This window comes from Streptomyces sp. YIM S03343, from assembly GCF_054729195.1.
This window is the reverse complement of record NZ_JBPUKX010000002.1, coordinates 54,528-79,680: the sequence shown is the minus strand read 5'-3', so window position 1 is coordinate 79,680 and position 25,153 is coordinate 54,528. Positions and strand designations below refer to the sequence as shown.

General features: G+C 68.2%; 28 protein-coding genes and 4 pseudogenes. 15 read left to right on the top strand and 17 right to left on the bottom strand.

The features are described from left to right. Nucleotides 1-291: 291 nt before the first annotated feature. The 4 genes from ACSYGN_RS36155 to ACSYGN_RS36140 are packed head-to-tail and all read right to left on the bottom strand — an operon-like array spanning nt 292 to nt 4,187. The gene (locus tag ACSYGN_RS36155; protein WP_460404150.1) at nt 292-1,701 is read right to left on the bottom strand and encodes an FAD-dependent oxidoreductase; all 1,410 of its coding nucleotides are present in this window, start codon (nt 1,699-1,701) and stop codon (nt 292-294) included. Beyond that, nucleotides 1,694-2,938 carry an MAB_1171c family putative transporter gene (locus tag ACSYGN_RS36150; protein ID WP_460405738.1) on the bottom strand — a complete coding sequence of 415 codons (1,245 nt, stop codon included), beginning with the start codon at nt 2,936-2,938 and terminating at the stop codon, nt 1,694-1,696. Before ACSYGN_RS36150 ends, ACSYGN_RS36155 begins: the two co-directional genes overlap by 8 nt. Further along, nucleotides 2,938-3,507 carry a hypothetical protein gene (locus ACSYGN_RS36145; RefSeq protein ID WP_460404148.1) on the bottom strand — a complete coding sequence of 190 codons (570 nt, stop codon included), beginning with the start codon at nt 3,505-3,507 and terminating at the stop codon, nt 2,938-2,940. Before ACSYGN_RS36145 ends, ACSYGN_RS36150 begins: the two co-directional genes overlap by 1 nt. Next, complete coding sequence (locus tag ACSYGN_RS36140; protein WP_460404146.1) at nt 3,504-4,187, bottom strand: hypothetical protein; 684 nt, start codon at nt 4,185-4,187, stop codon at nt 3,504-3,506. Before ACSYGN_RS36140 ends, ACSYGN_RS36145 begins: the two co-directional genes overlap by 4 nt. A 1,205-nt stretch (nt 4,188-5,392) precedes the next feature. Here ACSYGN_RS36140 and ACSYGN_RS36135 point away from each other — a divergent pair. Beyond that, on the top strand, nt 5,393-5,629 hold the full coding sequence (locus tag ACSYGN_RS36135; protein WP_460404144.1) for a hypothetical protein: 237 nt from the start codon (nt 5,393-5,395) through the stop codon (nt 5,627-5,629). Between the two features lie 9 nt (nt 5,630-5,638). On the opposite strand, the gene ACSYGN_RS36130 is transcribed toward ACSYGN_RS36135, so the two are convergent. Continuing rightward, nucleotides 5,639-6,142 (bottom strand): MarR family winged helix-turn-helix transcriptional regulator, encoded by a 504-nt coding sequence (locus tag ACSYGN_RS36130; RefSeq protein WP_460404142.1) that lies wholly within the window; start codon nt 6,140-6,142, stop codon nt 5,639-5,641. A 206-nt stretch (nt 6,143-6,348) separates the two neighbouring features. Here ACSYGN_RS36130 and ACSYGN_RS36125 point away from each other — a divergent pair, with 206 nt between their 5' ends. The 4 genes from ACSYGN_RS36125 to ACSYGN_RS36110 all read left to right on the top strand — a co-directional run bounded on the left by ACSYGN_RS36125 (nt 6,349) and on the right by ACSYGN_RS36110 (nt 8,797). Then, nucleotides 6,349-6,585 carry a hypothetical protein gene (locus tag ACSYGN_RS36125; RefSeq protein WP_460404140.1) on the top strand — a complete coding sequence of 79 codons (237 nt, stop codon included), beginning with the start codon at nt 6,349-6,351 and terminating at the stop codon, nt 6,583-6,585. Nucleotides 6,586-6,794: 209 nt separating this feature from the next. After that, complete coding sequence (locus ACSYGN_RS36120) at nt 6,795-7,739, top strand: NADP-dependent oxidoreductase (protein WP_460404138.1); 945 nt, start codon at nt 6,795-6,797, stop codon at nt 7,737-7,739. A 92-nt stretch (nt 7,740-7,831) separates the two neighbouring features. After that, nucleotides 7,832-8,302, top strand: a complete 471-nt coding sequence (locus ACSYGN_RS36115; RefSeq protein WP_460404136.1) for an alpha/beta hydrolase — start codon at nt 7,832-7,834, stop codon at nt 8,300-8,302. Nucleotides 8,303-8,599: 297 nt separating this feature from the next. Beyond that, complete coding sequence (locus tag ACSYGN_RS36110; protein ID WP_460404134.1) at nt 8,600-8,797, top strand: hypothetical protein; 198 nt, start codon at nt 8,600-8,602, stop codon at nt 8,795-8,797. Here ACSYGN_RS36110 and ACSYGN_RS36105 read toward each other — a convergent pair. Further along, the gene (locus ACSYGN_RS36105) at nt 8,758-8,985 is read right to left on the bottom strand and encodes a zinc-binding dehydrogenase (RefSeq protein WP_460404132.1); all 228 of its coding nucleotides are present in this window, start codon (nt 8,983-8,985) and stop codon (nt 8,758-8,760) included. The two genes, ACSYGN_RS36110 and ACSYGN_RS36105, sit on opposite strands and share 40 nt — an antisense overlap. A 160-nt stretch (nt 8,986-9,145) precedes the next feature. Further along, complete coding sequence (locus ACSYGN_RS36100; protein ID WP_460404130.1) at nt 9,146-10,177, bottom strand: MFS transporter; 1,032 nt, start codon at nt 10,175-10,177, stop codon at nt 9,146-9,148. Between the two features lie 378 nt (nt 10,178-10,555). Between ACSYGN_RS36100 and ACSYGN_RS36095 the strand changes: the two genes are divergently transcribed. From ACSYGN_RS36095 to ACSYGN_RS36075, 5 genes and pseudogenes are all read left to right on the top strand, one after another. Continuing rightward, nucleotides 10,556-12,388: a glycoside hydrolase family 15 protein gene (locus tag ACSYGN_RS36095; protein WP_460404128.1), complete on the top strand. Its 1,833-nt coding sequence runs from the start codon at nt 10,556-10,558 to the stop codon at nt 12,386-12,388. 52 nt (nt 12,389-12,440) lie between these two features. Next, the gene (locus tag ACSYGN_RS36090; RefSeq protein WP_460404126.1) at nt 12,441-12,983 is read left to right on the top strand and encodes an NADPH-dependent FMN reductase; all 543 of its coding nucleotides are present in this window, start codon (nt 12,441-12,443) and stop codon (nt 12,981-12,983) included. A gap of 139 nt (nt 12,984-13,122) precedes the next feature. After that, nucleotides 13,123-13,389 (top strand): annotated as a pseudogene (locus ACSYGN_RS36085) (aldo/keto reductase); the annotation flags it as partial. A gap of 217 nt (nt 13,390-13,606) precedes the next feature. Next, entirely contained in the window at nt 13,607-13,732 is a 126-nt protein-coding gene (locus tag ACSYGN_RS36080) for a hypothetical protein (protein ID WP_460404124.1), read from the top strand. Further along, a pseudogene (locus ACSYGN_RS36075) lies at nt 13,689-14,114 on the top strand (SDR family NAD(P)-dependent oxidoreductase); the annotation flags it as partial. The gene ACSYGN_RS36080 and the pseudogene ACSYGN_RS36075, both read left to right, overlap by 44 nt. A gap of 42 nt (nt 14,115-14,156) precedes the next feature. Here the strand turns inward: ACSYGN_RS36075 and ACSYGN_RS36070 are convergent. The 3 genes from ACSYGN_RS36070 to ACSYGN_RS36060 all read right to left on the bottom strand — a co-directional run bounded on the left by ACSYGN_RS36070 (nt 14,157) and on the right by ACSYGN_RS36060 (nt 17,108). Beyond that, nucleotides 14,157-15,017: an NAD(+)/NADH kinase gene (locus ACSYGN_RS36070; protein ID WP_460404122.1), complete on the bottom strand. Its 861-nt coding sequence runs from the start codon at nt 15,015-15,017 to the stop codon at nt 14,157-14,159. Nucleotides 15,018-15,307: 290 nt separating this feature from the next. After that, nucleotides 15,308-16,420 (bottom strand): sensor histidine kinase, encoded by a 1,113-nt coding sequence (locus ACSYGN_RS36065; RefSeq protein WP_460404120.1) that lies wholly within the window; start codon nt 16,418-16,420, stop codon nt 15,308-15,310. Further along, nucleotides 16,413-17,108 carry a response regulator transcription factor gene (locus ACSYGN_RS36060; protein WP_460404118.1) on the bottom strand — a complete coding sequence of 232 codons (696 nt, stop codon included), beginning with the start codon at nt 17,106-17,108 and terminating at the stop codon, nt 16,413-16,415. Before ACSYGN_RS36060 ends, ACSYGN_RS36065 begins: the two co-directional genes overlap by 8 nt. An 87-nt stretch (nt 17,109-17,195) precedes the next feature. Here ACSYGN_RS36060 and ACSYGN_RS36055 point away from each other — a divergent pair, with 87 nt between their 5' ends. After that, on the top strand, nt 17,196-18,236 hold the full coding sequence (locus ACSYGN_RS36055; protein ID WP_460404116.1) for an endonuclease/exonuclease/phosphatase family protein: 1,041 nt from the start codon (nt 17,196-17,198) through the stop codon (nt 18,234-18,236). Here the strand turns inward: ACSYGN_RS36055 and ACSYGN_RS36050 are convergent. Together ACSYGN_RS36050 and ACSYGN_RS36045 are read right to left on the bottom strand one after the other, a co-directional pair. Further along, nucleotides 18,226-18,387, bottom strand: a complete 162-nt coding sequence (locus tag ACSYGN_RS36050) for a hypothetical protein (protein ID WP_460404114.1) — start codon at nt 18,385-18,387, stop codon at nt 18,226-18,228. The genes ACSYGN_RS36055 and ACSYGN_RS36050 overlap by 11 nt on opposite strands. A 225-nt stretch (nt 18,388-18,612) precedes the next feature. Continuing rightward, the gene (locus ACSYGN_RS36045; protein WP_460404112.1) at nt 18,613-19,473 is read right to left on the bottom strand and encodes a Tat pathway signal sequence domain protein; all 861 of its coding nucleotides are present in this window, start codon (nt 19,471-19,473) and stop codon (nt 18,613-18,615) included. 271 nt (nt 19,474-19,744) lie between these two features. Between ACSYGN_RS36045 and ACSYGN_RS36040 the strand changes: the two are divergent. Continuing rightward, nucleotides 19,745-19,998: pseudogene (locus ACSYGN_RS36040) on the top strand (hypothetical protein); the annotation flags it as partial. A gap of 37 nt (nt 19,999-20,035) precedes the next feature. On the opposite strand, the gene ACSYGN_RS36035 reads toward ACSYGN_RS36040, so the two are convergent. Continuing rightward, entirely contained in the window at nt 20,036-20,428 is a 393-nt protein-coding gene (locus ACSYGN_RS36035; protein WP_460404110.1) for a hypothetical protein, read from the bottom strand. An 80-nt stretch (nt 20,429-20,508) separates the two neighbouring features. On the opposite strand from ACSYGN_RS36035, the gene ACSYGN_RS36030 reads away from it, so the two are divergent. Together ACSYGN_RS36030 and ACSYGN_RS36025 are read left to right on the top strand one after the other, a co-directional pair. Next, nucleotides 20,509-20,643, top strand: a complete 135-nt coding sequence (locus ACSYGN_RS36030) for a hypothetical protein (RefSeq protein WP_460404108.1) — start codon at nt 20,509-20,511, stop codon at nt 20,641-20,643. 209 nt (nt 20,644-20,852) lie between these two features. Further along, nucleotides 20,853-21,041, top strand: coding sequence for a hypothetical protein (locus ACSYGN_RS36025; protein WP_460404106.1), 189 nt, complete (start codon nt 20,853-20,855; stop codon nt 21,039-21,041). 176 nt (nt 21,042-21,217) lie between these two features. On the opposite strand, the gene ACSYGN_RS36020 is transcribed toward ACSYGN_RS36025, so the two are convergent. The 4 genes and pseudogenes from ACSYGN_RS36020 to ACSYGN_RS36005 all read right to left on the bottom strand — a co-directional run. Beyond that, nucleotides 21,218-21,967: an abortive infection system antitoxin AbiGi family protein gene (locus ACSYGN_RS36020; protein ID WP_460404104.1), complete on the bottom strand. Its 750-nt coding sequence runs from the start codon at nt 21,965-21,967 to the stop codon at nt 21,218-21,220. 90 nt (nt 21,968-22,057) lie between these two features. Further along, nucleotides 22,058-22,879: a hypothetical protein gene (locus ACSYGN_RS36015; protein WP_460404102.1), complete on the bottom strand. Its 822-nt coding sequence runs from the start codon at nt 22,877-22,879 to the stop codon at nt 22,058-22,060. Between the two features lie 149 nt (nt 22,880-23,028). Continuing rightward, nucleotides 23,029-23,256: a hypothetical protein gene (locus ACSYGN_RS36010; protein ID WP_460405827.1), complete on the bottom strand. Its 228-nt coding sequence runs from the start codon at nt 23,254-23,256 to the stop codon at nt 23,029-23,031. A gap of 110 nt (nt 23,257-23,366) precedes the next feature. Beyond that, nucleotides 23,367-24,021, bottom strand: a pseudogene (locus ACSYGN_RS36005) (IS701 family transposase); the annotation flags it as partial. 398 nt (nt 24,022-24,419) lie between these two features. On the opposite strand from ACSYGN_RS36005, the gene ACSYGN_RS36000 reads away from it, so the two are divergent. Beyond that, complete coding sequence (locus ACSYGN_RS36000; RefSeq protein WP_460404100.1) at nt 24,420-25,151, top strand: polysaccharide deacetylase family protein; 732 nt, start codon at nt 24,420-24,422, stop codon at nt 25,149-25,151. Nucleotides 25,152-25,153 lie beyond the last annotated feature (2 nt).

Genomic DNA, 25,153 nt, shown 5'->3' with positions numbered 1-25,153 from the left:
TCATTCAACGTAGCGGGCGTGTTCCCGGCCTGCAAGCCGGGCATCGAAGAGTGGCAACCGGACGCGGAACTGTCGGAATGGTCATGGCGGGTGGGTCCATGACGAGTGGGTCCATGACGAGTGGGCGCGCAGATGGCGGCGGCGTTCGGCGACGGCCGGCGACGGCTCGGCTGGCGACGGCTGGCGACAGCGCCGAGCGACTTGCCAGAGGGATTGCCCTTCGGATGCACTGAAGCGCGGCCCTGAGGGCCGCGCCAGCGGTGTTACCGGTAGATGCGAGGTGGGCGTGTACTACGTGAGTCCGGCTGCTTCGCGTTCCACCTGGCTCAAGGGAGGCCCGCTCAGAGGGCCCTTCCGCTGCCCGAAGGCCATGTTCCACAGCATGTCCGGGGCGAAGAGGCGAGGGGCGGGTGTCTTGAGGCTCATCACGTCCAGCAAAGCGCGCAGGGCGTGTGGGTTCTCGGCCCCGGCGGCGACTGCTCGATCGACGTAGGCCGAGAGCGCGCGCTCGATCGCCGTGGGAGGGTTCGGGGCCGCACCGGGGTAGTAGGCATCCTGGCCGACGGCAAGATTCCAGGCGTTTGCCACAGGCCGTGAAACGGCTTGCTGGATGCGACGGCCGTTGCCGTGTGAGATCGGGCCGTGCCGGTCGAGTACTTTCCGCATCGCGATCACAGACTGAGCTGCCACCGTCAGCCCGTGCCCGTAGACCGGGTTGTAGCCGGCGATCGCGTCACCGAGTACGGCGAATCCCTCGGGCCAGCCGGGGGTGTCTTCGTAGTAGCGACGCCGGTTGCGGGTGCTGCGCGTGGTGATGGGGTCGGTGATCGGGGAGGCCCCGCGGATCAACTGGCCGATGATGGGGTCCTGCGGACCGGTCAGTGCGAACTCGAGGAATTCGCCTGGATCGGCCGTGGGCTCACCGCCGCGGGTGCCGGAGAGGGTCACCATCCACCGTCCCCCTTCGATGGGCACGATGATGCCGCCCCTGCCTGGTGCGGTGCGAGGGTCGGCCTGGACGTTGACGATGGGGTAGGGCAGTTCCGCCGTCGTGCCGGGCGCCTGGTACAGGCGGCTTGCGTAGACGACTCCGGCGTCCACCTCCCGCTCGACGACCGGCGGGTGGCCGAGGTCCTGCAGCCACTGGTGGGCCTGTGAACCGCGACCGCTGGCGTCGATGACGAGGTCTGCGTCGAGGGTGCTCACACCGCTGTCGGCGGACAGGCGAACGCCGGAGACGTGGTTCTTCTCGCCGGTCAGTCCGTGGACTTTGGTGCCCTCCACGAGCGTGATGTGCGACTTCGGCAGAACGTGATCACGAACGGTGGCGTCCAGCAGATCGCGACTGCAGGTGATCATGTGGTGGTGGGAGTTGTCGAATCTGCGAAACCATTGCCCTGAAGGAGCCTTGCTCACCAGGTCGGTCATCACGTTGATGAGCCTGGCGCCTCGGGCCACGAGGGTGGCTGTGATGTCGGGGAGCAGATCTTCGAGGGCGGCCACCCCGCCGGACCAGAGCAGGTGGGCGTGATGGGCCTGGGGGAGGCCTTTGCGGTGCTCGGCGCCTGCTGGAAGTCTGTCGCTCTCGATGACGGTGACTTCGTCGAAGCGGGTCGAGAGCACTGAGGCGGCGAGCATGCCGGCTGTGCTGCCGCCGATGACTATGGCCGTACGGTGGCGATTGCCGGGTCTCTCAGACATGGGAAGTGACACCTTCTGTCGCGGCCGCCTGCCGGCGGACTGTATCGATCGTGGCCGAGTGGGCCCGTAATGCATGTGATATGGCGACCAGTTCGCTGTCAGGTCGCGCATGGTCGCTCGCCGGCCGGTCGGGCGCCTCATGTCCGGGCGCCTCATGTCCGGGCGGGGCGGCGACGTCCGAGGCTGAGGTCGCCCTCAGGAGGCTGATGGCGACGAGGATGTCGACGGCGCCGGCGATGGCGCGGGATTCAGCCTCGGGGAAGCCTGCAACGAGGGCTTCCCGACAGGCCTGTTCGCGTCGGGAACGGCTCAGATGCCGTGCCAGCTCGAGCAGACCGTCGTTGATGCATGCCTTGCGATGCTCCAGTCGGAGTTCCGTCCCGCTGACCCGTCCGGTGGCCGGGGCCGGCGCGTCACTCACCGTCTGCATCAGTGCCCACAGCGGTGCCAGACGCCGATGGGTGTGCCACATGTCCCAGCGGTCCTCTGCGAGGGGGCCGACCTGGCCGCCGATGAAGCCCACGGCCACGAGGAGCGCTTCAGTGATGGCAAAGGGCGGAGCCACGTAGGTGGACAGCCAGTCGAGGTTCCGTCCGCTCCAACGTGCGCTGATGGCCGCGATCTTCGCGATGTCGAAAATCAGCCCGAGCGCGTATGCCACCTGGAGGCAGATCACCGCACGACGCAGCCACTTCTTGCTCGCGAGCTCCTTGAACCAAGCCCAGAGAATGGAAGCGGCAACGACAGCCGACACCATGTGGGCCACGAGGTAGAGCATCGAGTGCTCGACCATCCACGGGGTGTTGGCGTAGTAGACGTCGAGATCTCGAAGGCGTTCGACGCTGTGGTCGCCGAGGAAGAAGGTCACCCACAGACCGAGGATGATGATGCTGTACGCGACCCAGACCATGCGGGTGCGCCTGCTGCGGGCCGCGGAGGGGGGCTCCCGCCAGACGATGATGAGCCAGAGGCATGCTCCGCAATAGGCGCTGAGCAGGGAGTAGACCCATACGCCGGCGAAGTTGGGTACACCGGTGATCTCGTTGATGCGGTGCAGGTTGTTCGGCGGCAGGGAAACGAAAACGGCGGCGCCGATGCCGAGCAGCATGGCAGTGGCCCGGAGGATCGGGTCGCGCCAGGCACGCCGGAGGAGCGGGAGTTTGATCACGAAGGCCACGAAGAGCAGCAGTGCTGGGATGACATAGCCGATGAAGGATCCGGCGATGTCCCAGCGCATCACAGCCCGCCGATGATGCCGAGTGAGGACGAGAGCCGGTCTGCCAGTGTCTCCTGGGTGGGGTGGCCGGTTCCTGCCTGTGGGCCGACGAGCTTGTGGAACTTGGCGGCCAGGCGGAGTCCGCACTGTTCCGCTTCCCACTCGGCCTCGGGGTCTGTGGCGTCAGCCGACCGGGTGGCCATGGCTACGACCTCGTCCCAAGGGATGTCGTCGTCGTTTCGGGCCAGCAGACGCCGGGCGGCAGCGCTCAGCCCTGTGGGGTAGTGGACACCGAGAGTCTGGAAGTAGCAGTGCCCGAGTTCGTGGCCGGCGATGACGAACTTGTGCTGATCGGGGGCGGTGTCCTCCACCACGACGATGTACTCGTCATCCTTCGCCAGCGTCACTCCCGATAATCCCATGTCTGTCGGGAACGTCACGAACTTCAGCCGGACGGGGCGATCGAGCTGAGGACTGAGCGTCGCGCACACGGCGTTCAGCACGGCTCTGGGATCCGTCGGCGGCGTCAGCGTGCGCGCGGTGTCCCGTAAGAGCTGATCGAGTAAGCGCTTCGGTGTTCTCTTGCTCATTGGTCATCCTTGAGAGCGAGGATCAGCAGCGCCGCCATCTGGTGGGGCGACGGCTTCGTTCCACGGAATGCGATCAAGTCGGGGTCGACCTTGAACTGCTGCATGAGGGCACGCAATTGCTCACCCTCGTCGAGCCCCCTGAAGCGCTGCAGGAGATCCTCCAGCGTGTCCGAAGCCGTGGCCGGCAGATCGGAGGGCTTCGGCTCGGCACGCCGGCGCAGCTTGTCCAGCTCGGGGGCGAGGGTGAGGTCGAGTGCCTCTGCCGCGGTCATGCCGAAGAAGCCGCGGCTGACTCCGAAGAACCGCTCCAGCCCGAGCAGGGTCGGAACGTTCGGCATCTTGCGTCCGGAACAGAGATCCGTGGCCCACCTGTCGGAGCAGCCAAGGGCCGCCGCCAGATTCTTCCGGACGGTGGCCTCGTTCCTTCCGGCAGCTTCCACGTGGATTCTGAAGGTCTGGGAGATTCGCTTCGGGACATGCTCTTCGACCGTCCGCGGCTCCCGGACGGTCTTTCCGTCCAGCAGGGCCCGAGCCTGCTGTGTGGTAAGTGAGGACCGGCGTGCGAGCTCGGGGATGTCCAGTTCTTTGCTCAGGTCAAGGCTCCTGCTCAGGACGAGTTCGTCAAGAGCCCTGAGCGTTCTTTCAGGCAGGGGTTGTGACGCATTGGGGAGGTGACTCACCTGGCAGCCTCCGGGAATCGGGGGTGTACGGAGCACGGGCAGACCCTATGGCCTCGAGTGGTCGAGTGGCCAGACACAGCATGTCAGGAACGATCGATCCTTACTCTTGGAACGAAGGATCGTTGACATCCAGGCGACCTTCGTAGCACCATCCAGGCCGAACGCGTTGTCGTGCACACCTCCGAGTTGAGCGGCAACCACACTCCAGACACACAAAGACGGGGGTACTCCGCGTGGCTGTGCTGCGACGCGCCTTTTGTGACAAGCCGCCAGGTGTCTGTACTGCGCGTCGGTGGGAGCGGCACCGACTGCTCCTGCCGGGCGCGGTGATCATGGGCGCGACGCCCTTCCACTCGTTGTCGTCGTGATGTGCGTCATGGCCCCACGCATCGGGTCGTACGTATCAACCTGCGCCCTTGCTGTAACAAGGTGGCTCCGCCCACCGGGGCTGTCGCCCCAAGACCGTCAGGGGCTTCCTGTTCAGACCGCCGGGTTTCGCGGGGTGCAGGAGCGCGACGCGTATCTTGCCCCGTCATCCGCATCAAGGGGGATCGGTTGACTACGCGACACCCGATCAGCGCTGACTTCACTCAGACCGACATCGACGAATACCGCAAACTGGTGACGGGCCTGCTCGCCGCCTGCAGGCGAGTCGCGGATCAGCACTCTCCTACGGGAGCCTGGGAACCCTCTTCGCATGTTCTTTCCGACCAGTTCGGTGAGGCCATGGGGCTCATCGCAGACCTCTCTCAGGCGTTACACGGCACACGCATCGGTATCCGCCGGATCCACGGGCGGGCGCGTGAGCGGTTACACACCCCTGTCGCATCCCCCCGGCCAGGGATGTTCATCGCGCCCAAGGACACCCCATTCCCTTGGGGGAGCCTCCCACCCGGCGAGACCCAGCGAAGTCAAGGACACAGCACCCTGCGCGACGGGCCCTGACCCGGGGGCTGAGGCGGTTTGAGCCGGGTGACCACGGGCTCTTCTTCGGTCGGGGCCGGCGGATGGAAAGGCGTTGCTGGTTCTGGCGCATGAGCACCGGTTCGCAGTGGTGGTCGGAGCTTCCGGCAGCGGGAAAGTCCTCGCTTCCACCCTTCGTCTCGGGATCTGTCGGCAGGCAGGTGCGGATGGTCATGCCGTAGTGCCGGCCGACCCCGACGACCTCGGGGTTGCGGACCGCGATGTTCGCGATGTGCTCGGTCGTGACGGTCTCCCACCACGATCTGGCCGCGGTGGGTTCAGCGCTCGGCGATGCCGTCCTGTCGCGCCTGCTGCCGCTCCGCCAATTCCCCGAGTGTGAGCAGTTGACGGCGCATCATCACCAGATCGCCCCACGCCGGCGCGCGCAGCCTCACCCGCCGACACCCGGCGCGGCTTCGGGGTCAATAGTTTCACCGATCTGTCCTGCCGTCGAAGATCCGATCAAGCGCTTGGACTGAGTCGAGGCCTCATGCTCCGCCTCTGCGTCGGCGAGGCGCGGCCGAGCGAGGCGGCGTCGAGCGCATGTGGTCGCGCACCGGTGCCAGCAGACCTGCGAGGGCTTCGACGTCTTTACGCGAGAGCGGCTCGAACAGCAGGCCGCTGACCACCTCGATGTGCCCCGGCAGCACCTGCGCGAGCAGCGAGCGCCCGGCATCGGTGATGGTGACCGTGATGCTCCGCTCGTCGTCCGGAGAAGGGGCGCGCACGACCAGGCCCGCCTTCTCGAGCGAGGCAGCCTGGTAGGTCAGGCCGCTGCGGCTGTAGACGACGCCGTCGGCCAGGTCGGTCATGCGATGACTGCCCGTCGGTGAGTCGCCGAGCCGGGCCAGCAGCTGGAACTGCACGTAGCTGAGATCGCCGGCGTCGCGCAGCTGCTGTTCGACCGCGTGCCGGAGCAGGCTGGTCACCTCGATGAGGTCGAAATAGGCGCCGAGCTGCACGGGGTCGAGCGACGGCGGCGAATCAGGCATGAGCGAAGTCTACTGCTTCGAATTCGAAGAGTATGGGTCTGCCGCCGTCCCAGCCGTCCCAGCCGTCCCAGCCGTCCCAGCCGTCACAGCAGCACGGTGTGGGCAGCATTGAGCCCGACTGAGCACCGCAGAACGTGGAGATCGGGCAGGGTGGCGCAGGGTCGCGGTCAGGAGGGCGCCGCCGCCCAGGATCCTGAGGACCGGCCATGACCATCCCCTACCTGGCCCAGTGGGAGGATCAGCAACAGCTCGAGTGGATCCTCATCACCTCCGAGAAGGCCGACCTGCTGCTCATCGCGACCCCCGGCGGGCTGGAGAAGATGTTCCGCCACGCGGGCCGTGACCTGCGTGAGCCACGCCCGGAGGGCTTCGAGTTCCCGGCGCAGTTGCTGGTCGAGGCCGCCGGGCTGTCGGGCAGTGTCGTTCTCTGCCCTCCTCGATGACGGCAGCCCGGCCGCAGGAATGAGGCCGGTCCAGCTCGAGCACCTCCATTGCGCGAACGCATCGCCCAAGCCGACGTCGAGCCAATCGCGGCGATGAGGGCGTACCGGCGGTGACCGACCCCACTTGCTTCGAATTCGAAGCAGCTGTAGCGTGTTCTGAAGTTGCTTCGAGTTCGAAGTAATCGACAGGAAGTGAAAGCGAGACTCTGATGAAGGCAGTGCGTTTCCACGAGTACGGCGACCCCGACGTCCTGCGCTACGAAGACGTGACGCAGCCCGTCCCCGGTACCGGGCAGGTCCGGATCCGCGTCGCTGCGACATCGTTCAACTCCGTCGACGGCAACATCCGCGGCGGCTTCATGCGTGGCCCCATCCCGGTGGTGCTGCCCCACACCCCCGGTATCGACGTCGCCGGCACGGTCGACGCGCTCGGTGAGGGCGTCGACGGCCTCGAGGTCGGCGACGGCGTCGTCGGCTTCCTGCCGATGGACGGCAATGGAGCAGCCGCGGAGTACGTCCTCGCACCGGCCGAGGTCCTGGCCCCGGCGCCCAAGAACGTCCCCTTGGCCGACGCCGCCGCGCTGCCGCTGGTGGGCCTGACCGCGTACCAGGCGCTGTTCGACCACGGCGAGCTGACGGCCGGGCAACGCGTGCTGATCAACGGCGCCGGCGGCGCGGTCGGTGGCTACGCCGTGCAGCTGGCCAAGAATGCCGGTGCCCACGTCATCGCCACGGCGAGCCCGCACAGCAGCGAGCCGGTCAAGTCCGCCGGCGCCGACGAAGTCATCGACCACACCACCACCAGCGTGACCGCGGCAGTGACCGAACCGGTCGACATCGCGCTGAACCTCGCACCGGTCGACCCGGCCGAGCTGGCCGCGCTGGTCACCCTGGTCCGTCCCGGCGGGGTCGTCGTGAACACCACGGTATGGATGCCCGCCCCCAGCGACGAGGAACGCGGCGTGCGGGGCATCGACCTGTTCGTCCGCAGCGACGCCGACCAGCTGGCGCAGCTGGTGGCCCTGATCGACCGCGGCGAACTGCGCGTCGCCGTCGCGGAGCGGGTGCCGCTGGCCGAGCTGCCGACGCTGCACGCCCGCGCCGCCGAGGGCGCGGTGCACGGCAAGGTCATCGTCGTCCCGTCCGCAGACTGACACCGATCCTCCACCGAAAGGAAAGGGCCGAGGCCGGCGCGATGGCGGATGTCATACCACCGGCCGTAGGCGATATCGCAGGGCGCCGCGCCATGTGGGAGCCGATCATCGGCGCCGCGGGAACGGCCCAGCCCGTCCCGGCCGACGTCAGGACCAGCGAGCACCATGCGACCGCCGGCGACGGCGCGCAGATCAAGATGCGCTGGTACGTCAAGGACGGGGCGACGCCGGGCTCAGCCGTGCTGTTCTTCCACGGCGGCGGGTACATCTTCGGCCACATCGACCTGTTCGACGGGCCCGTCGCCCGCTACGTGTCCGCCAGCGGCGTGCCGATGCTGTCGGTCGAGTACCGCCGCGACCTCATTCGCGGCCTTGGTTCGCGTCGGCGGGATCAGGACGCGCCCGTGGTGCGCCGAGTCGTTGTCGACGAAGTGGTGGGGCGCCAGCCGTCTGCTCGGAGCAGAAAGCCACCCAGTGATTACGGCGGCTTCGTGAACGCACTGCTCATCCACTTCGTACTACGTGGCAAGGCAGCATGGCCAGTCCACGCCTGCCGAGGCTGAGGCGCGCCGCAGCAAAGGTGCCGCCCACGACTGTGGCGCCTCGTGGAACAGCCAAGAGGTCGATGACTGCAGGACAACAAGCCTCTGCCACTACCGAGACGCCAGAACTCGCCGACTTCACTCCGGATACCGACCCTGAGCTGCAAAGTTTCAGGTTCGGGCTCCACCGCGAGAGGACTGAAGAGGTGTGCAACCGGTCGACGGAGAACAGCCGCAGGGCGATACCACTGCGAGATGATGTCCATGCTCAATTCAGACGAACGCACAGTGATGGTCGACGCTGCCTTTGCTCTCCTCATGGCTGCAATCACCATGCGCGACCTCGCCAGCACTATGTCTCCGGCCGCTTACGCAGCCATGCCGGACGGGCTCCGCGGACGCATCGCCCGCCCCGACTATCAGAACGCGTTCGACCAGCTCCCCGCCGAAATCCGAGCCGTGGCACATGCCCTGGTCTACGCCGACCCCGACATCATCGCCCCGAGGAACGTCTGAAGTGACTGTTTGGCACGTGTTCTCCAGGGTCTGAGAACGGTCTTGCCGTGGGTGTGGCGGAGTTCGAGCTCGGTGTAGGCCTCCCGGACCTGCGCCAGCGGGTAGACGTTCGCGATCGGCACCTCCAGGTGTCCTTCGGCGATGAGGTCGGCCAGCTCGGCGAGCACCTTGGCGCCCGGACCGGCCACTGGATCTCTCTCCTTCGACTCGCTGGGGTCCTTGTTCCAGGTGGGGGGAGGGCTGTGGGCTACGCCCGCCGAAGTGCCGGCACGGGTCGTGCCGGCTAGCAGTACCGGCACGGTCTGGCCGCCTTGCCACGTGCGACCCGGTCCTCGTCCCGCGGCACGGTCACCGGCAGCGGCGCTGTTGGCGGAGGGGTGGCGGACTGGGGTACTGCCGCCGGCGGCTCCGGCGTGGCACCGGCCAGTTCCCGGCGGTGGACCCGGATGGTGACGATCGCGATGAGCAGGCCGAGCAGCGCTGCGCCTGCGGCGACAACGAACGCACGGGAGAAGCCGACCGCCAGGGCGTGGTCGTAGATGGACGCGGACGGAGGGGTGCCCGGCTTCGCGGCGGCGGCGTGCGCGGTCTGAGTCCTGACGCTGTTCGCGACGGCGGTCCAGGCGACGGTGCCGAGCAGTGCGAGCCCGATCGCGCCGCCGACCTGCTGGCCGGTGTTGAGCAGGCTGGAGGCGACACCGGAGTCTGCTCGGCCACATTGTGCAGGGAGACCAGGGACAGCGGGACGAACACCAGGCCGAGCCCGACCGAGGTCAGGAGCAGCGGGCCCAGCAGCTGGCCGGTGTAGCCGGAGTGCTCGGTCAGTCTGGAGAACCAGAACGTGCCGCCTGCGACGGCGGCGGCGTCGGCCAGGATCAGCGGCCGGGCGCCGATGCGCGCCACCAGCGGCGATGCCAGCGCGGAACCGGCCACGACCCCGATGGCGAACGGCAGGTAGGCGACGCCCGACTGGATCGCGCTGTAGCTGAGTACGGACTGCATGAAGAGGGTGAGGAAGAAGAACAGGCCGAAAAGCGCGGTGGCGATGCACAGCATGATCAGGTAGGTACCCGCCCTGTTGCGGTCGGCGAGGATCCGCATGGGGAGCAGCGGGTGGGGGCTGCGCCTTTCGATCCAGACGAAGGATACGAGCAGCGCTACGGACGCGGTCAGCGATGCCAGCACCTGCGCGTCACCCCAGTGCGAAACTCCGTCGGACCCGGTGGCGGCCTTGGAGAGGCCGTAGACGAGCAGCGCGATTCCGCCGGTGCTGGTGACCGCGCCTGGCGCGTCGATCCGCCCGGGCCTGCGCGGCGATTCGGCCAGCACGCGTGGTGCCGCAGCCGCCACCACGATCCCGATCGGGACGTTGACGAACATCACCCGCGCCGGAGGCTGGTGATGTCACGGTATCTCCCTGGGCCTCGGAGCACGTCCCTGGCGGCCGTGCGAGCTTTCGCGAGGGGACCAGGCTCGCTGCCGACGCGGTGAGAGGGCCTCACCGGATTCCGGTGATTCACCTGATTCGTCCGGCGGGCGAGGATGAATTCACGTCCGTTCTTCACTCCGGGCGACATCCTGGCCCGGGACGCTGCCGCCGGCACCCGGGACCCGTTTCCGGCCGGGATCTGGGGCGCGGGTTGTTCGTACGGGCTGACCCTGACCCTGCCGCGCTGGTATCCCAGGGCGATCTACCATGAAATGCGAAGTCTTCTTGATCCGCGCACCTGCCCACAGCGAAACGCTAGGGAGGCCGTCATGGAGTTCGGGAACGGATTCGGACGGGTGGACGACTCGCGCTACCTGCCGATCTCCGAGCACGGCCTGATCGGTGACCTCCGCACCGCCGCGCTCGTCGGGACCAACGGCACCATCGACTGGTACTGCTGCCCGCGCTTCGACGCGCCGAGCGTGTTCGCGTCCATCCTCGACGCCGACAACGGTGGATCGTTCGAGCTGGCCGCCGCCGTGCCGGCCCGTACCCGCCAGTTCTACTTCCCCGACACCAACGTGCTGATCACACGGTTCTACGCGGCCGACGGAGTCGCGGAGATCCAGGACTTCATGCCGGTCGTCGACGAGTCGAGCGAGGAAGCCCGCCACCGGCTGATCCGACGGGTGATATGCGTCCGGGGAACCCTCCCGTTCAGGGCGCGGATCGCGCCCCGCTTCGGCTACGGCACCGAGGCCCACACCGTCCGTATGCAGGCCCAGGAGGCCGTCTTCGAGTCTCCTTCGCTCTCACTGGCCCTGACCTCCACCGCACCCCTCGAATGCGACGGCGCGGACGTGCGGTCGCACTTCAAACTCCTCGAAGGCGAGTCCATGGTGTTCGCCCTCGACCAGCTCGCCGATGATGTCCGCCCGCGGGCCTGCCCGCGCGCCGAGGCGCAGGCACAGGCCGAGGCGACGGTCCGGTTCTGGCGCCAGTGGCTGAGCCGCTCGCGCTACCGCGGCCGGTGGCGGGAGGTGGTGCACCGCTCCGCGCTGGCGCTGAAGCTGCTCACCTACGCGCCGACCGGTGCGATCGTGGCCGCGCCGACGACCAGCCTGCCCGAGCGGGTCGGTGGTGAGCGCAACTGGGACTACCGGTACGTGTGGGTCCGTGACGCCGCCTTCTGCGTCTACGCCATGCTCCGCCTGGGCTTCACCTCGGAGGCCGAGGCGTTCATGGGCTTCCTGTCCGAGCGGGGCATTGCCCGGGGCACCGGGCCCACCGGTCCGCTGCAGATCATGTACGGCATCGACGGGCGGAGAGACCTGCCCGAGTCCGAGCTGACCCACCTCGAGGGGCACTTGGGCTCAGCCCCGGTGCGGGTGGGGAACGCCGCCACCGGGCAGCTCCAACTGGACATCTACGGTGCACTGATCGACTCCGTCTACCTCTACGACAAGTGGGGGCAGCCCATCAGCAGCGACCACTGGGACGAGGTCAGTGCCGTCGCGGACTGGCTCTGCGACCACTGGGACCAGCCCGACGAAGGTGTCTGGGAGACCCGCGGCGGCCGGAAGAACTTCGTCTACTCGCGGCTGATGTGCTGGGTGGCGATCGAACGCGCCATCCGGATGGCCAACCGCCGCGGCCTGCCGGCCGATCTCCCGCGCTGGCGGCAGAACCGGGACATGATCTACCGGCAGATCATGCGCGAGGGCTGGTCGGCCGAGCGCGGGGCATTCGTCCAAGCGCTGGGCAGCGACATCCTCGACGCGTCGGTGCTGATGATGCCGATGGCCAAGTTCATCGCGCCCACCGACCCCAAGTGGCTCTCCACCCTGGACGCGCTCACCTCGGGCCTGGTCTCCGACTCACTGGTCTACCGCTACGACCCGGAGGCCAGCCCGGACGGCCTGCACGGTTCCGAGGGCACGTTCTCGATCTGCTCCTTCTGGTACGTCGAGGCACTCACCCGAGCCGGACGCCTGGAGGAGGCCCGGCTGGCGTTCGAGAAGATGCTCACCTACGCCAACCACGTCGGCCTCTACGCAGAGGAGATCGGCCGGACCGGCGAGCAACTCGGCAACTTCCCGCAGGCGTTCACCCACCTCTCGCTGATCAGCGCAGCCGTCAACCTCGACCGCGCCCTCGGCTGAGTCCCGCAGCCGACGGCCGTGGCGTACGGCCGCCCCTCGTGCGGGGGTTCCCATGATCCTCGGCAGCACCCGCCCCGGCCGCAACGGCAAGGGCGTCGCCGACTGGGTCATCGGCCGCGCCGGTGATAGGACCGCCGCCGAGTACGAACTGGTCGACCTCGCCGACTGGCCCCTGCCCTTCATGGACGAGCCGCTGGCCCCGTCCATGGGCCAGTACCAGGGCGAGCACACCCGGGCGTGGGCCGCCAAGGTCGCCGAGTACGACGGCTACGTCTTCGTCACCCCCGAGTACAACCACTCCCTCCCCGCCGTCCTTAAGAACGCCATCGACTTCGCCTACGCCGAGTGGAACGACAAGGCCGCTGCCTTCGTCTCCTACGGCACCGTCGGCGGCGTCCGGGCCGTCGAGCACCTGCGCTCCGTCGCGAGTGAACTCCAGCTGGCCCACGTCAGGCAGCAGCTGTGCTTCTCGCTGTTCACCGACTTCGAGAACTTCTCCCTCTTCAAACCGGACGCGCACCACGACGCCGCGGCGGCCGGCCTGTTCGACCAGCTGGAGTCCTGGTCAACAGCCATGAAGACCCTGCGCAGCTGAGCCTCTGCTGAGCCTCTGCGGTTGGATCACCGCAGCCGCGATGCGAACGGGAGGATTTCTGATGCCGTCGGATCCGGGCGAGCGCTCGGGCACAAGCACCAGCAGCGACCCAACCCCGGAAGAGGCCTGGTCGAACCACATGTACGCCATCGATGCCGCAGGGTCGTCCGCTCTCGGCCCATGGCGCGTGCGCCGGATCGGATACGGCGCGATGCAGCTGGCCGGCGACAACGTCTTCGGCCCGCCACGCGACCGCGACGAAGCATTGCGCGTGCGGCGTGCCGCGGTCGACAACGGCGTCACCCACATCGACACCGCGCAGTACTACGGCCCCGGCGTCGTGAACGAGCTCATCCGCGAGGCGCTGCACCCGTACCCGGCCGACCTGGCCATCGTCAGCAAGGTGGACGAGGTGAATCACCGGATTCCGGCGATGAGTGTCACCTGCTCCGGCGTGACCCTGACACCGGATACGACCGTGAGACGGGACCGCCGGGCGAGCGGCTCCTTCCCCCTACGGAGCGTGAACATGTACCGAATCGTTGCATGAGACAACCCCTGACTTCCCAGTCGTGAGCCTGAACGGACGATCGACCGGGCAGTCCGCGCAGAGGAGAACGATGATGACGGAGGACTTGAGCGGCTGGACTGCCCATGGCTGCGCCGTGGTGCTCGTCGACCAGCAGGCCGAGGTGGGTGTTGTGGATGCGGAGCAGCGCGCCGCGGCGGCGACCCTGGAGGGCCGCTGAGATGGCTGGCCGGCTGGAAGGGAAGGTCTGCGTCGTCACGGGCACGGGCGGCAGCATGGGCCGCACCACCGCCCTGACCTTCGCCCGAGCGGGAGCTCTGGTCGTCGGCTGTGACGTGGTGGTCGACCGGGCGGAGAAGACCGTGGATCTGGTCCGTGCGGCGGGCGGCACGATGGTGTCGCTGCAGCCGTGCCACCTGTCCGATCCTGCCGAGGCCGCGCGGCTCGTGGAGTTCGCGGTCGTCGAGTTCGGCCGTATCGACGTCCTGTTCAACCTAGCTGCCAGGACCCGCTTCAGCTGGCTCGAGGACGTCACGGACGAGGACTGGGACGGCGCCCGGCGGGACGAGGTCGACCCGGTCCTCTACCTCACCCGCGCGGCCTGGCCGCACCAAATCCCCGCCCACCCTGCGCGGAACGGGGCGTCAGCCGTGTTCCGCCGAGCCGGTGAGCCGGAGTTTGCGCTGGGCGCGCTGGTAGAACGTGGTGTGGCCGAGTCGGACGACGCGTGCGGCGGCGGGCAGCATGGTCACCTGCACGCTGTCGCCCGGTGCGACGTGGCCGGCCAGGAGGCCGTCGGCCTCCACGGCGAGGTCGCCGCTGTGCGGCAGGACTTCCAGGTCGAGTCGCTCGCCGCTGGAGAGGAACACGGAGCGGTTGAACGCGGCGTGTGGAGCCACGGGGGTGATCAGCAGCCCCTCTGCGTTGGGGGAGACGATCGGGCCGCCGGCGGAGAAGCTGTACGCGGTGGAGCCGGTCGGCGTGGCGACGACGACCGCGTCGGCGGTGTAGGCCACGAAGGGCTCGCCCTGGACCCGTACGGCGACCGCTGCGGACTTGTGTCCCGGGCTGCGCACGAGCACGACGTCATTGAGTGCCGTCTCCTGTGCGGTCCCGAAGCGGGCGTGGACGCCGGAGCGGTTTTCCACGGTGAAACGGTGGGCGTCGATGGCATCCAGGGCTGCAGGGAGTTCCGGTATGTCGACCTCGGCGAGGAAGCCCAGACGTCCGACATTGACGCCCAGGACCGGTGCGTGGCCCGCGGTCGCGAGCCGCATGGCGCGCAGCATGGTGCCGTCCCCGCCGAGGCTGATCATCAGGTCGGCGCTCGTGGCCATCTCCTCGGCCTCGACCGGAATGGCCTCGCAGCCGATCCGGGCCACCTCCGCCGCCAGCCCCAGGACCTTCGTCCCGCGGGCCCGGCTCCACCCGACCACGGCCTCCACGGTGGGCGCGCAGGTGCGCTCGGGGTGGAGTACCAGTCCCACTGTGCCGATGAATCCCATCCGGGGCACCTCGAGTCGGCCAGGCCGCTGTTGCTCCCTCCAGTCACGCACAGCCGGCCGCCACCTTCAAGGGCACCGCCGGGCCCTCGTGATCACGTCGGGCCGCATCACGTCCTGTCGCACGGCTCGACCCGGAACGACCCCATGGCTGACAGCCCGATCCGGCGGATTGATCCCTCCGCGGAGCCGAGCGGAGACGGGTGTGTGGGCCTCAGTGGCTCCCGCCTCTACGACCCCCTGCGCGCCCAGGGCCGCTCCCGCCCCGCGAACGTGCAGAAGCCCCGGCCAGGTCAGTGGGAGGGCAAGTCGGTCGAGGGTAGTTCGACGGTGACGCGGAGCCCGCCTTCGGGGCGGGCGGTGAGGGTGAGGCTTCCGTCGTGGGCGTGGGTGATGGTCCTGACGATGGCCAGGCCGAGGCCCACACCCGCGTGGTCGGTGTGGAGGCGTTCGGTGCCACGCCGGAACGGTTCGGTGAGCGTCGCGACCAGTTCCGGGGTGACCTGCTCGCCGGTGTTCTCGATGGTGAGCACCACGCTGTTCGGGCGGACACCGGTCTGCACCCGCACGGTGCCGCGTTCGGGCAGGTTGTGGACGATCGCGTTGTGCACGAGGTTCGTGGTCAGCTGCAGGAGCAGCGCCGGCGATCCGGACGTGGGTGTGATGTCGCCGCCGGTCTCGATGGTGACGCCGTGCTTCTCCGCGAGGGGCAGCAGCGTCTCGGTGGCCTCCTCCGCAAGGAGGGAGAGGTCGACGGGTTCCCGGGTGAAGGACCGCTGCTCCGCGCGGCTGAGCAGCAGCAGGGCCTCGGTGAGGTCGATGGCCCGGGTGTTGACGGCGTTGAGGCGGTCGAGGACCTCGGCGGTGTCGCGGTCCGGATCGGCGTGGGCCACGTCGAGAAGAGCCTTCGAGATCGCGAGCGGGGTGCGCAGCTCGTGCGAGGCGTTGGCGGCGAACCGTTGCTGCTCGGCGACCTGGGCTTCCAGTTGTGCCAGCATCGTGTCGAAGGCGTCGGCGAGTTCGCGGAACTCGTCCTTGCGGCCGGGCAGCCGGATCCGGTGGGAGAGCGATCCGGTCGAGGCCCGGCGGGTGGCGTCGGTGATCCGGGACAGCGGGGCGAGCATCCGGCCGGCCAGCAGCCACCCTCCGACGAGGCCGAACACCAGCAGGAAGCCCAACACCGCGGCGGCCCTCGGTGCAAAGACGTGCAGCAGGTTGGACCGGACGGGAAAGACGCCGTGGGTCGTGCCGCCCATGGAGCCGGGGATGATGAGCGCGCGGTCGGGGACGTAGCGCAGCAGGAACATCCACACCGCCGCGAGCAGCAGGGCGCCCGCCACCATGAGGAAGCCGGCGTAGCTGAGGGTGAGCTTGAGACGAACGCTGACCCCCGGCGCCCTATCCACGGACGGCTCCCTGACCTCCGGCCTCGGGCTGTACGTCGATGCGGTAGCCGACGCCCGGCACGGTGGCGATGATCCAGGGCTCGCCGAGACGCTTGCGCAGGGCCGACACCGTGATGCGCACCGCGTTGGTGAACGGGTCGGCGTTCTCGTCCCACGCACGGGCCAGCATTTCCTCGGCGCTGACGACACCGCCTTCGGCGCCGACGAGGACCTCGAGCACGGCGAACTGCTTGCGGGTGAGCGCGACGTAGCGGCCGTCGCGGTAGACCTCGCGGCGGAAGGGGTCCAGCCGCACGCCGGCGATCTCGCGCACGGGCGGTCGGCTGTGGGTGCGCCTGCGGTCGAGCGCCCGGAGCCGGAGCGCGAGCTCCTGGAGCTCGAACGGCTTGGTGAGGTAGTCGTCGGCGCCGAGTCCGAACCCGGAGGCCTTGTCGTCGAGACAGTCGGCCGCAGTGAGCATGAGGATCGGCATGCCGCTGCCGGAGGCGACGATGCGTCGGGCGATCTCGTCGCCGGACGGCCCGGGGATGTCGCGGTCGAGGACGGCGATGTCGTAGGCGTTGACACTCAGCAGGTCCAGTGCGGTGTCGCCGTCCCCCGCGACGTCAGCCGCTATCGCCGCCAGGCGCAGACCGTCGCGGACGGCCTCGGCCAGAAAGGGTTCGTCCTCGACGATCAGCACGCGCATGCTCCCGATGCTACGAGCCGGGACATATCGTCCGCGTATCGAAAATCCCATACGCGCCGGCAACACCGCGCTGCGTTGACTGGCCGCATGAACCACACTCCACGGTCAGTGATCGCCGCCGTCCCCGCCACGGTCTGCAGGGCGAGGCGCGCCGCCTCCCGGCCGGAGCCCTGGAAACGCGGCCGGGTGCTCGCGGCGCCGGCGCTGCTGCTGGGCCTCGTCATGCTGCTGCACGCCGAGATCCCGAACGGGTTCGGGAACCTCGGCAGCCTGGTGGAGACCGTCCTGCCGTGGTTCGGCCTGTTCGTCCCGGTGCTGCTGGTCGCGGCCCTGTGGCGCCGCTCCGCCATTGCGGTGGTCGCGGTGCTGCTGCCGACCGTGGTGTGGCTGAACCTCTTCGGCGGGCTGCTCGGTGACAAGTCCCACACAGGGGGTGATATCACCGTGGCCGAGCAGAACGTCGACGCCGACAACCCCGACCCGGCCGCCACCGCACGCCACCTGGCCGCCTCTGGCGCGAACGTGCTGGCCCTGGTGGAGCTGACCCCGCAGGCCACGCCCCTGTACGAGCAAGGCCTGGCACACGCGTACCCGTACCACACGGTGCAGGGCGCAGTCGGTCTGTGGAGCCAGCTGCCCATCTCGGACACCCGGACGATCGACATCATGGACTACGGGCCGTTGGCCGCTTCAAAGCCGGCCGCCGACAAGCTGGCCACGAACCGGGCGCTGCGCACCACCGTGGCCACGAGCCACGGGCCGCTGACGGTGTACGTGGCCCACCTGGGGTCCGTCCGCGTGATGCCCAGGGAAGGCTTCTGGACGGCCTCGCGGAACATCGGTGTGCAGACGCTCGGCAAGGCCGTCGCCGCCGATCCGAGCAAGCAGGTGGTGCTGCTCGGCGACCTGAACGGCACGACGGGCGACCGCGCGCTCGCCGACCTCACCTCACAGCTGCGCTCGGCCCAGGATACGGCCGGCTCCGGCTTCGGCTTCACCTGGCCGGCCGCGTTCCCGGTGGTGCGGATCGACCAGATCCTGGTCCGGGGTGTGGAACCGGACCGCTCGTGGGTGCTCCCGGCCGACGGCAGCGACCACCTGCCGGTGGAGGCCGGCATCAGTTGGTGAGCGCCCCCGTCCAGACGGCCAGTTGGAAAGCGAGGGCGGTCTCGGTCACGGTCGGCGTGTGGCCGGCCTTCAGCCGCAGGGCGGTCGGATCAGCCGCGGTCCTGGACGGCCGGTGCCCGCGCATCTCGGGCCATTCGGAGGCGCGTTGCATGCCGTAGGGGTGGGGAACCACACATCTGTCCGTCCGGCCTGCGGCACGGCGATGCGGTCGACCAGCCCCTCGATGCGCAGTCCGGCCGGCCGCCGCCTGATCTGCTCGATACGCACCTCGGGGGCGATCACCAGGTGGTCTGCTCGGTGGTGGCCATCTCAGCAGGACCCTGCCGATGGTGTTGGTTGGCCAGGGCGATGAGGGCCGTTCGTTGTGTTGAGCTCGCTACTGCTGCTGGTAGGCCTTGACGTCTTTGATGAGCAGGTAGGTGTCGCGCAGGTTGGCTTGGTCTTTCAGGGAGCGGTAGATGCCCCACTTGGGGCGCGCCCGCTCGGGGCCGAGCCAGGTGTCCAGGCCGCTTGCGGAGGCGTTGGCGACGGTGGTGGAGCCGTCGTTGACCGTCCAGTCGATCTTGCCGCTGGTGCCGTCCTTGAAAGTGATGTCCAGCTGGGTGCTGATCCACTTGTCCTGGAGCGGGGTGAGAGGGGTACGGCCGACGATTTTCCCGCTCAGAGCCGAGTTGAGTTCGATGGTGGGCTTGCCGCCGCTTTGGCGCAGCGACATGACGATGATCGGCGATGTGCCGCCGCCAGGCTCCTTGAACTGCATGATGTGGGTGAAGCTGGTCGTGGCGTGCAGCGAGCTCGGGATGTACATGGAGTAGGTGAAGCGCCAGGTCTGGCCCCGGAGGATCTTCAGGTCCTGGCCGGCTGCAGACATCCCCTTGGCCTCGTTGCGCTGTCGGTCCGAACCGTCGCGGTCCTTGAGGTGCATGTCGAAGCGGTACGCCCCGTCCTTGACATAGATGTGCTTGACACCGGGGTGCGAGCCGGACCGGTCGTCCTCGACGCCTTCGAAGGCGCCCAGCCCGTCCTTGGCCGCGTCCGGGTGCCACATCAGCTTCCAGCTCCCCGCCTTGGCCGTCGCGTTGCCGGCGGCAACCGAGCCGGTGGCGGTGCTGGCGCCGCCGGTGCTCGCCATGGCGTGGGTGCCGACGACGGCGAGTGTGCCGGCCACTACGGCCGATCCGGCCGTGAGCACGGCCTTCCGTCGGCTGAGCCGGCGCTGCCGGTGGGAGTGCGCCACTGTGTTCTCCTGGAAATCGGCTCTCCGCGGCCCTCATGCGAGAGCGTACGGGTGAGAGCGGCGGCCGCGGTGAGCCGCCCGAATCTCATCCCAGCAGGTGACAGGCGGCAATGACTCTGATCAAGGTTGGCTTGAGGATCTGTTAAGGCTCCTTACAGGTAACAGGCGTGCCGGTGTCTCAGGAGTGCCCGGACCACCCGCCACAACGTGGCTGCTCGCGTCGCGCTCACCGGGATGATGTTCCTTCTCCCGCTCTGCTTTCCAATCGAACAGGCTTACCTCTGCCCGTGTCCGAGGCGGGTTCAGAAACCTCCGCCCGACTTTGCCCTGTCCGGCCCGTGCGCCCAAACCCAACCGGCCCGGCCCGGCCCTGCCCGGCCCGGCCCTGCCCGGCCCGGCCCTGCCCGGCCCGGCCCGGGCAGGCCGCTCGGCTCCAAGAACCAGCAGCCCGCCACCCGCTACGACGTGGGCAAAACCGTCAGACGCCCCGATATCATCATCGAACGCGACCGGGCCAGACCCTGACGAGTGTCGTGGGAGATCCCAATGTGGACTCCACGTGTCAGGTCGCGGTCGGGATGTAGCGGGCTGCTGCGAGCTTGGCCATCGTCCGAAGTCTCGCAAAGTAGGAGGCGCAGTACTGCGAGTTGATCAGGGTCACGACCTTGTCGAGGTCGGCGATGCAAGCCCAGAGGATGGCAATGCCGCTGTCGTCGAGCCCACCGTTCAGCTCTTTCTGGACGAGGCAGGCGACGTCGGCGTCCAGGAGGATCAGCTCCACGCCCTCAACGTCAATGCCGCGGAAGCTGTCCGGGTACAGGGCGCGCCGGTGTTCCTCCCACAGCCGGGTGAGTCGGTCTTCAGGCTGCGCTCCGCTCATGTCGACAGCTGCCACGTCTGCCGCAGATGGTGGGCGAAGGAGCAGGGAAACAGCATCGAAGACGGCATGCACCATGGTGATGGCCCTGACCGGGCCGAGGGCGGCTTGGCCAGCGTGCACTTCAGTGAGCCTTCCGCCGTCGCCGCCCCATGTCGGTGAACCGGAACAAAGACTGCTGCGCCTACCACCGGCGCATCGCCGCCCGCCGCGAACGGCAGCGGGCCCTGGTCGCGGTGATGCACAAACTCGCCGTCGCGATCTGGCACATCCTCTGCCACAAGACCTGCTAGCAGGACCTCGGCGCCGACTACCTCGCCTACTCGACCCCGCTCGGGCACGCGGCGATTGACCTGGAGAGGCTCGCGAGATCGGCTACCTACTCGCCGTCGCCTCGACCACCAGATTCCCACTGCGCGGGCAAGGTCTGCGCCGACGCCCCTTCCTGTCGATCCGGAAGAGCAAGCACGACAAGCTGTACGTCCGCGACCCGGACCGGGTGATGCCACAGGACATGCTCACCTCCCCCTACGACGGGGACGCCCGTATGCCTGCGGCTGCCCATGACACCGGATACCGTCTGAACGACTGGCAGTTGTGGCTGACGGACGACCGCGCGAAGGCCTACGTCCGTACCTCCGAAGGCGTCGAGGCCTGGCCGCTCGCGAAGGACGGCTTCGGCTGCATGTGAGCCGCGGCCAGCTCGGCGTGCAGGACGACCAGCAACTGCCTTACGTCATCGGTGATTTGGGCGGCGTCGGCCTCCAGCAGCACACGCAGCAAGTCGGTGTCGGCATTCCGGCGAAGGTGGCGGCGACGGCCGGGGCGGCCGGCGGGCGTTCGCGGCGCCCGCCCGCTCACCCCGTGTTATTGCGGGAAGGGGCCAGGCTCGGAGACGTTGGCGAGCGCGGCGATCATCCGCTCCAGACCCCAGCGGGCGTCGACCAGCTTGGGTCGCCTTCCCTTTTTCTTCAACTCGCAGAGGTGGTCGTCGAAGTCGTCGTGTTCTTCCTCTGGCGCGAAGACCACGACCAGATCACTGAAGGTGAAGTGAAAATCGCCTATATGGCGCCACTCCCGCTCCCACCAGAACTCTTTCCGGGTCTCCAGTGGCTTGCCCATCTGCTCAATGAAGGGGGTCAAGCGCAAGATATCGGCCTTCGCCGCCGCATCCTCTCCTCCCTCAGACGGGTCGCTGGCGACTTCTCTGACCTCGGCGACCATGCTGTTGACAGGGACGGTCAGCCAGTTGTGGCCAGGAGTGATATCGAGGTACCACACTGGGTTGGCACCCATGCGCCGAGCGAAAGTACGGGTGAAGGCTATGCCGTAGCCGTTGAACCTCATGGTGCGGTTGGGAATTTGCTCACACATCATCCAGGCGTGTTCGAGGGGTGTCTCGGTGAAGCAGACAGTCCGCTGGGTGTCAGCGATGACCTCGTAATCCTTGGAGAGCTTGGCCGCCATGCCGAAGACGCTGCGGGCCTCTATCGTGCGATCTTCCAAGATCGCCTTCAGATTGTCGCTGGCTGTGCCGTCCGCGGTGTCGCGGGTGAAGTGGACCACGAAGGCGGACAGGTCGGTGCGACGGTGGAGCAGGGTCTCGATCGATGACATGTATGCCTCTCCTGGAACGATGTGCACCGATGGGGCATCGGTCGGCCGGGCCCGAGCGCAAAGTCTGGCCCACTCTCCCGTCAACTGGCCTCATCGACGGTCCGGCCCGCCACGAGGACCTCCAGGCGCAGCGCGCGGCGCTGCGTTCACGTGGGCTTCGGGCGGCGGGACCGGGCCCGTAGGAGTAGCGCTGAACCCACTGCTGAGGCGAGGAGCACGCCGCCACACGCTCCAGGCCGCCAGCGCGGTGCGGGATGTCCCGGAAGAGCGTGCCGCCTGTGTGGAGCAGGCACCTGCTCGTGCGGCGGGGGTGATCCGCAGCCGGGCCCACGCTTTGTCAGTGCCGTCCTGGCTGACGTCATGTCGGTAGACGACGTAGAGCCCGGGTGTGGCGTCGCACTTGAGTGTGGTCGTGGGGGTCAGGACGGCTTTGTCGCCGCGGAGGGTGGGCCGGTCGGTGAAGGCACGCGAGGTGAGGGTGATGTACCCGTCCGATCCCTCGTCGTCGTTGTCGGTGATCGTGATGCGGCTGTCGGCCTTGAAGGTCCGTACGTCCCAGGGCGACTGGGGCCACGTGTCGCTTGCCGCCCTGCGTTCCTCGCGGTCCGGCGGGGGCATGTTCTTGACCTTGTCGCGGCACGCGCGGCGTGCGTCCTCGTCAGCGGGTTCGACCTGCACCCGCGCCCATGGGGCCGGTTGACCAGCCGGCACCTCGGCGTTGACTCCGGCGGAGTCCCGGGTAACCGGATAGGTGCCGGGGCGAGCGTCGCAGGCGATGGTGACGGTGGCTGTCAGCAGTGGTGCCATCATGCGCAGCTTGCCGGCCGCGACGAACGCGTGTGAGTTGACGGTGTCGCCGTACGCGGCCTGTCCGACCTTGGCGATGGCCGTCAGGGTGTCGCCGGGATGCACCGACCGGACACTGTGCAGGGGCAGAGTCGGCGACGGCGAGGAGGCCGAGGCCGGCCCAGCCGCCAGGAGGGGCAGCAGGAGCGGGATTGCCGTCCACGCGGCTGAACGGAGTCGGTCCATCGCCTACCTGTCTGATATTTGATGCCATGTCAGGAACTGATCGCTAGTATGTTACCGATCTTCACGTCGAACTGGCTTGCGATTCCGAGGAGTTCGGTACCGCTCATCGTTCGGCTTCCTCCAAGATGGGAAGATTCCTCGTTGTGTTCCATATACAGATGGTTTCCGGCCCTTGCGCTCGGCCTGTGCACGGGCGTACTCGGCACCGGCCCGGCGTCCGCCACGACCGGCACGTCGCTGCCGTCGGCCTCCGCCACGCAAGCGGCCTCCACCACAAAGACCCAGGGGCCGCCGGAGTCGCCGGCCCCCTCGGCGTCGTCGACGGTTGCGGGGGCCGGCGAGCCGACCGCCTCGCCCTCCCCGTCGGCACCGTCACATAGGCCAGACCTGCCTCGCGCACTGCGAGGTACCGGTCGTCGCTGACGGAGTAGGCGCAGTCGGCGACCACCGCCCGGCAGCCGAAGCCCGCCTCCTCGCCCCGGGCTGCGAGGGCCGCGGCCAGCTGCGGATTCGTGCGGAAGGCGGGATCGGACCGGCCGCGGGCGAAGTGGTGGGCGGGGGTGTAAGGCCTCGCGTGCAGCGGGTGTAGACGCGGCCGTCGGTCCACACCGTGGTCACCGTGACGATGCCGTTGTCCGTCTTGCCCAGCCGGCCCAGCCACTGCCGGCCCACGTGCGCGGTGGCCGTGCCGTCCTTGCGGTCCCCGGAGTCGTCGATCACGATGACCCCGCCGTCGTGCGGAGCCGTTGCCGGCTCCTCGCCCAGCAGTTCAAGGCAGCGGTCGTTGACCTGCTGCCATCTCAGGGCGACTTGGACAGGAAGAACTGCAGCCACTGCGCCCCCGGCATCCCCGCACCCGCCAGACAGGTGACCGTCTTGTTCCTCTACCTCGGCGCCAGCAGCCCGGTCAGATACTCATAAAACCCCCGTCGCTGGGCCAGGCTGAAGAAGAAGTCGTCGAACCGGGGCGCGTACTCCTCCAACGGACCCGGCGCAGGCGGACACGGACGGCGAGCGGTCATCTTCAGTCCCCAGCAAGGCAGTTGACTCCAACCGCCGACCTACGGCCAACCCGGCCAGCCGTCAAACCACGCCACCACCGGATCTCAACGAACCACCGGTAGGCAACTCCGTCCCGGGGCGGAAGCGGCCATCCGCGATACCTCATCGTCGGCCCGGCCGATTCCTCGGCCATGGCCTCATCACCGTACGGGATGGAGGGACGTCCCAGCGCGAGAGAGAGCAGGCCCGGCCCGCCCGCTTCCCCTTTTTCGCGCGACAGCCAAAGGAACACACTCGCGGACGAACCCAAGGACTGGAAAGGCCGTCAATCAGCACGTCGGGCATCATCCGATCCAGGGAAAGGTCTCCCGTGCCTTCATCAGTACGAATACGACGGTCGCGCATACTCATCGTGCTCGTGGCAGCAGTGACCGTCGTCCTGACCGTCGCGGTGATCATTGCCCTGACGGTCACGACGTACGATCACACGTCGCCGCGCGCCGCCCGGGACAAGGCATCCGGATCCGTGGCCGGACCAGTCGACTGCCGTAAGGCGAAGTGTGTGGCCCTCACCTTCGACGGTGGCCCCAGCCCGACGACCCCCGGGCTGCTGGACATCCTGAAGCGGGAGCACCTGCACGCGACATTCTTCGTACAGGGCGCTGGCCACATCGGGAAGTACCCCGAGATTCTGCGTCGCATCTCGGACGAGGGGCATGAAATCGGCAACCACACCTGGAGTCACAAGATCCTTACGCAGATCGATCAGGACGAGGCGCGTCAGGAACTGACGCGCACGCAGAGCGCCATCGAGAGGATCACCGGCACCAGGCCCGCTCTGATGCGCCCGCCGCAAGGCCGCACCAACCGCAAAGTGGCCAAGATCTGCCGAGAGTTGGGTTTGGCACAAGTGCTGTGGAGCGTCACGGCCAAGGACTACGAGACGACCGACTCGGCCCTGATCACCAAGCGTGTGCTCGATCAGACCCACCGCGACGGCATCATCCTGCTGCACGACCTGCACAAGGGCACCGTGCCCGCCGTTCCTGGGATCCTCAGGGCGCTCAAGCAGCGCGGCTACACGATCGTCACGGTGTCGCAGCTGCTCGCCCCGGCCAAGTCCCAGCCGGGTATGGTCTACCGGCCCTGAGC

Coding starts and splice junctions, on each gene's coding strand:
- ACSYGN_RS36155 (WP_460404150.1), bottom strand. CDS start 1,701: ATGTCTGAGAGACCCGGCAATCGCCACCGTACGGCCATAGTCATCGGC.
- ACSYGN_RS36150 (WP_460405738.1), bottom strand. CDS start 2,938: ATGCGCTGGGACATCGCCGGATCCTTCATCGGCTATGTCATCCCAGCA.
- ACSYGN_RS36145 (WP_460404148.1), bottom strand. CDS start 3,507: ATGAGCAAGAGAACACCGAAGCGCTTACTCGATCAGCTCTTACGGGAC.
- ACSYGN_RS36130 (WP_460404142.1), bottom strand. CDS start 6,142: ATGCCTGATTCGCCGCCGTCGCTCGACCCCGTGCAGCTCGGCGCCTAT.
- ACSYGN_RS36125 (WP_460404140.1), top strand. CDS start 6,349: ATGACCATCCCCTACCTGGCCCAGTGGGAGGATCAGCAACAGCTCGAG.
- ACSYGN_RS36120 (WP_460404138.1), top strand. CDS start 6,795: ATGAAGGCAGTGCGTTTCCACGAGTACGGCGACCCCGACGTCCTGCGC.
- ACSYGN_RS36115 (WP_460404136.1), top strand. CDS start 7,832: ATGTGGGAGCCGATCATCGGCGCCGCGGGAACGGCCCAGCCCGTCCCG.
- ACSYGN_RS36110 (WP_460404134.1), top strand. CDS start 8,600: ATGGCTGCAATCACCATGCGCGACCTCGCCAGCACTATGTCTCCGGCC.
- ACSYGN_RS36100 (WP_460404130.1), bottom strand. CDS start 10,177: ATGTTCGTCAACGTCCCGATCGGGATCGTGGTGGCGGCTGCGGCACCA.
- ACSYGN_RS36095 (WP_460404128.1), top strand. CDS start 10,556: ATGGAGTTCGGGAACGGATTCGGACGGGTGGACGACTCGCGCTACCTG.
- ACSYGN_RS36090 (WP_460404126.1), top strand. CDS start 12,441: ATGATCCTCGGCAGCACCCGCCCCGGCCGCAACGGCAAGGGCGTCGCC.
- ACSYGN_RS36080 (WP_460404124.1), top strand. CDS start 13,607: ATGACGGAGGACTTGAGCGGCTGGACTGCCCATGGCTGCGCCGTGGTG.
- ACSYGN_RS36070 (WP_460404122.1), bottom strand. CDS start 15,017: ATGGGATTCATCGGCACAGTGGGACTGGTACTCCACCCCGAGCGCACC.
- ACSYGN_RS36060 (WP_460404118.1), bottom strand. CDS start 17,108: ATGCGCGTGCTGATCGTCGAGGACGAACCCTTTCTGGCCGAGGCCGTC.
- ACSYGN_RS36055 (WP_460404116.1), top strand. CDS start 17,196: ATGAACCACACTCCACGGTCAGTGATCGCCGCCGTCCCCGCCACGGTC.
- ACSYGN_RS36050 (WP_460404114.1), bottom strand. CDS start 18,387: ATGCAACGCGCCTCCGAATGGCCCGAGATGCGCGGGCACCGGCCGTCC.
- ACSYGN_RS36035 (WP_460404110.1), bottom strand. CDS start 20,428: ATGGTGCATGCCGTCTTCGATGCTGTTTCCCTGCTCCTTCGCCCACCA.
- ACSYGN_RS36025 (WP_460404106.1), top strand. CDS start 20,853: ATGCCACAGGACATGCTCACCTCCCCCTACGACGGGGACGCCCGTATG.
- ACSYGN_RS36020 (WP_460404104.1), bottom strand. CDS start 21,967: ATGTCATCGATCGAGACCCTGCTCCACCGTCGCACCGACCTGTCCGCC.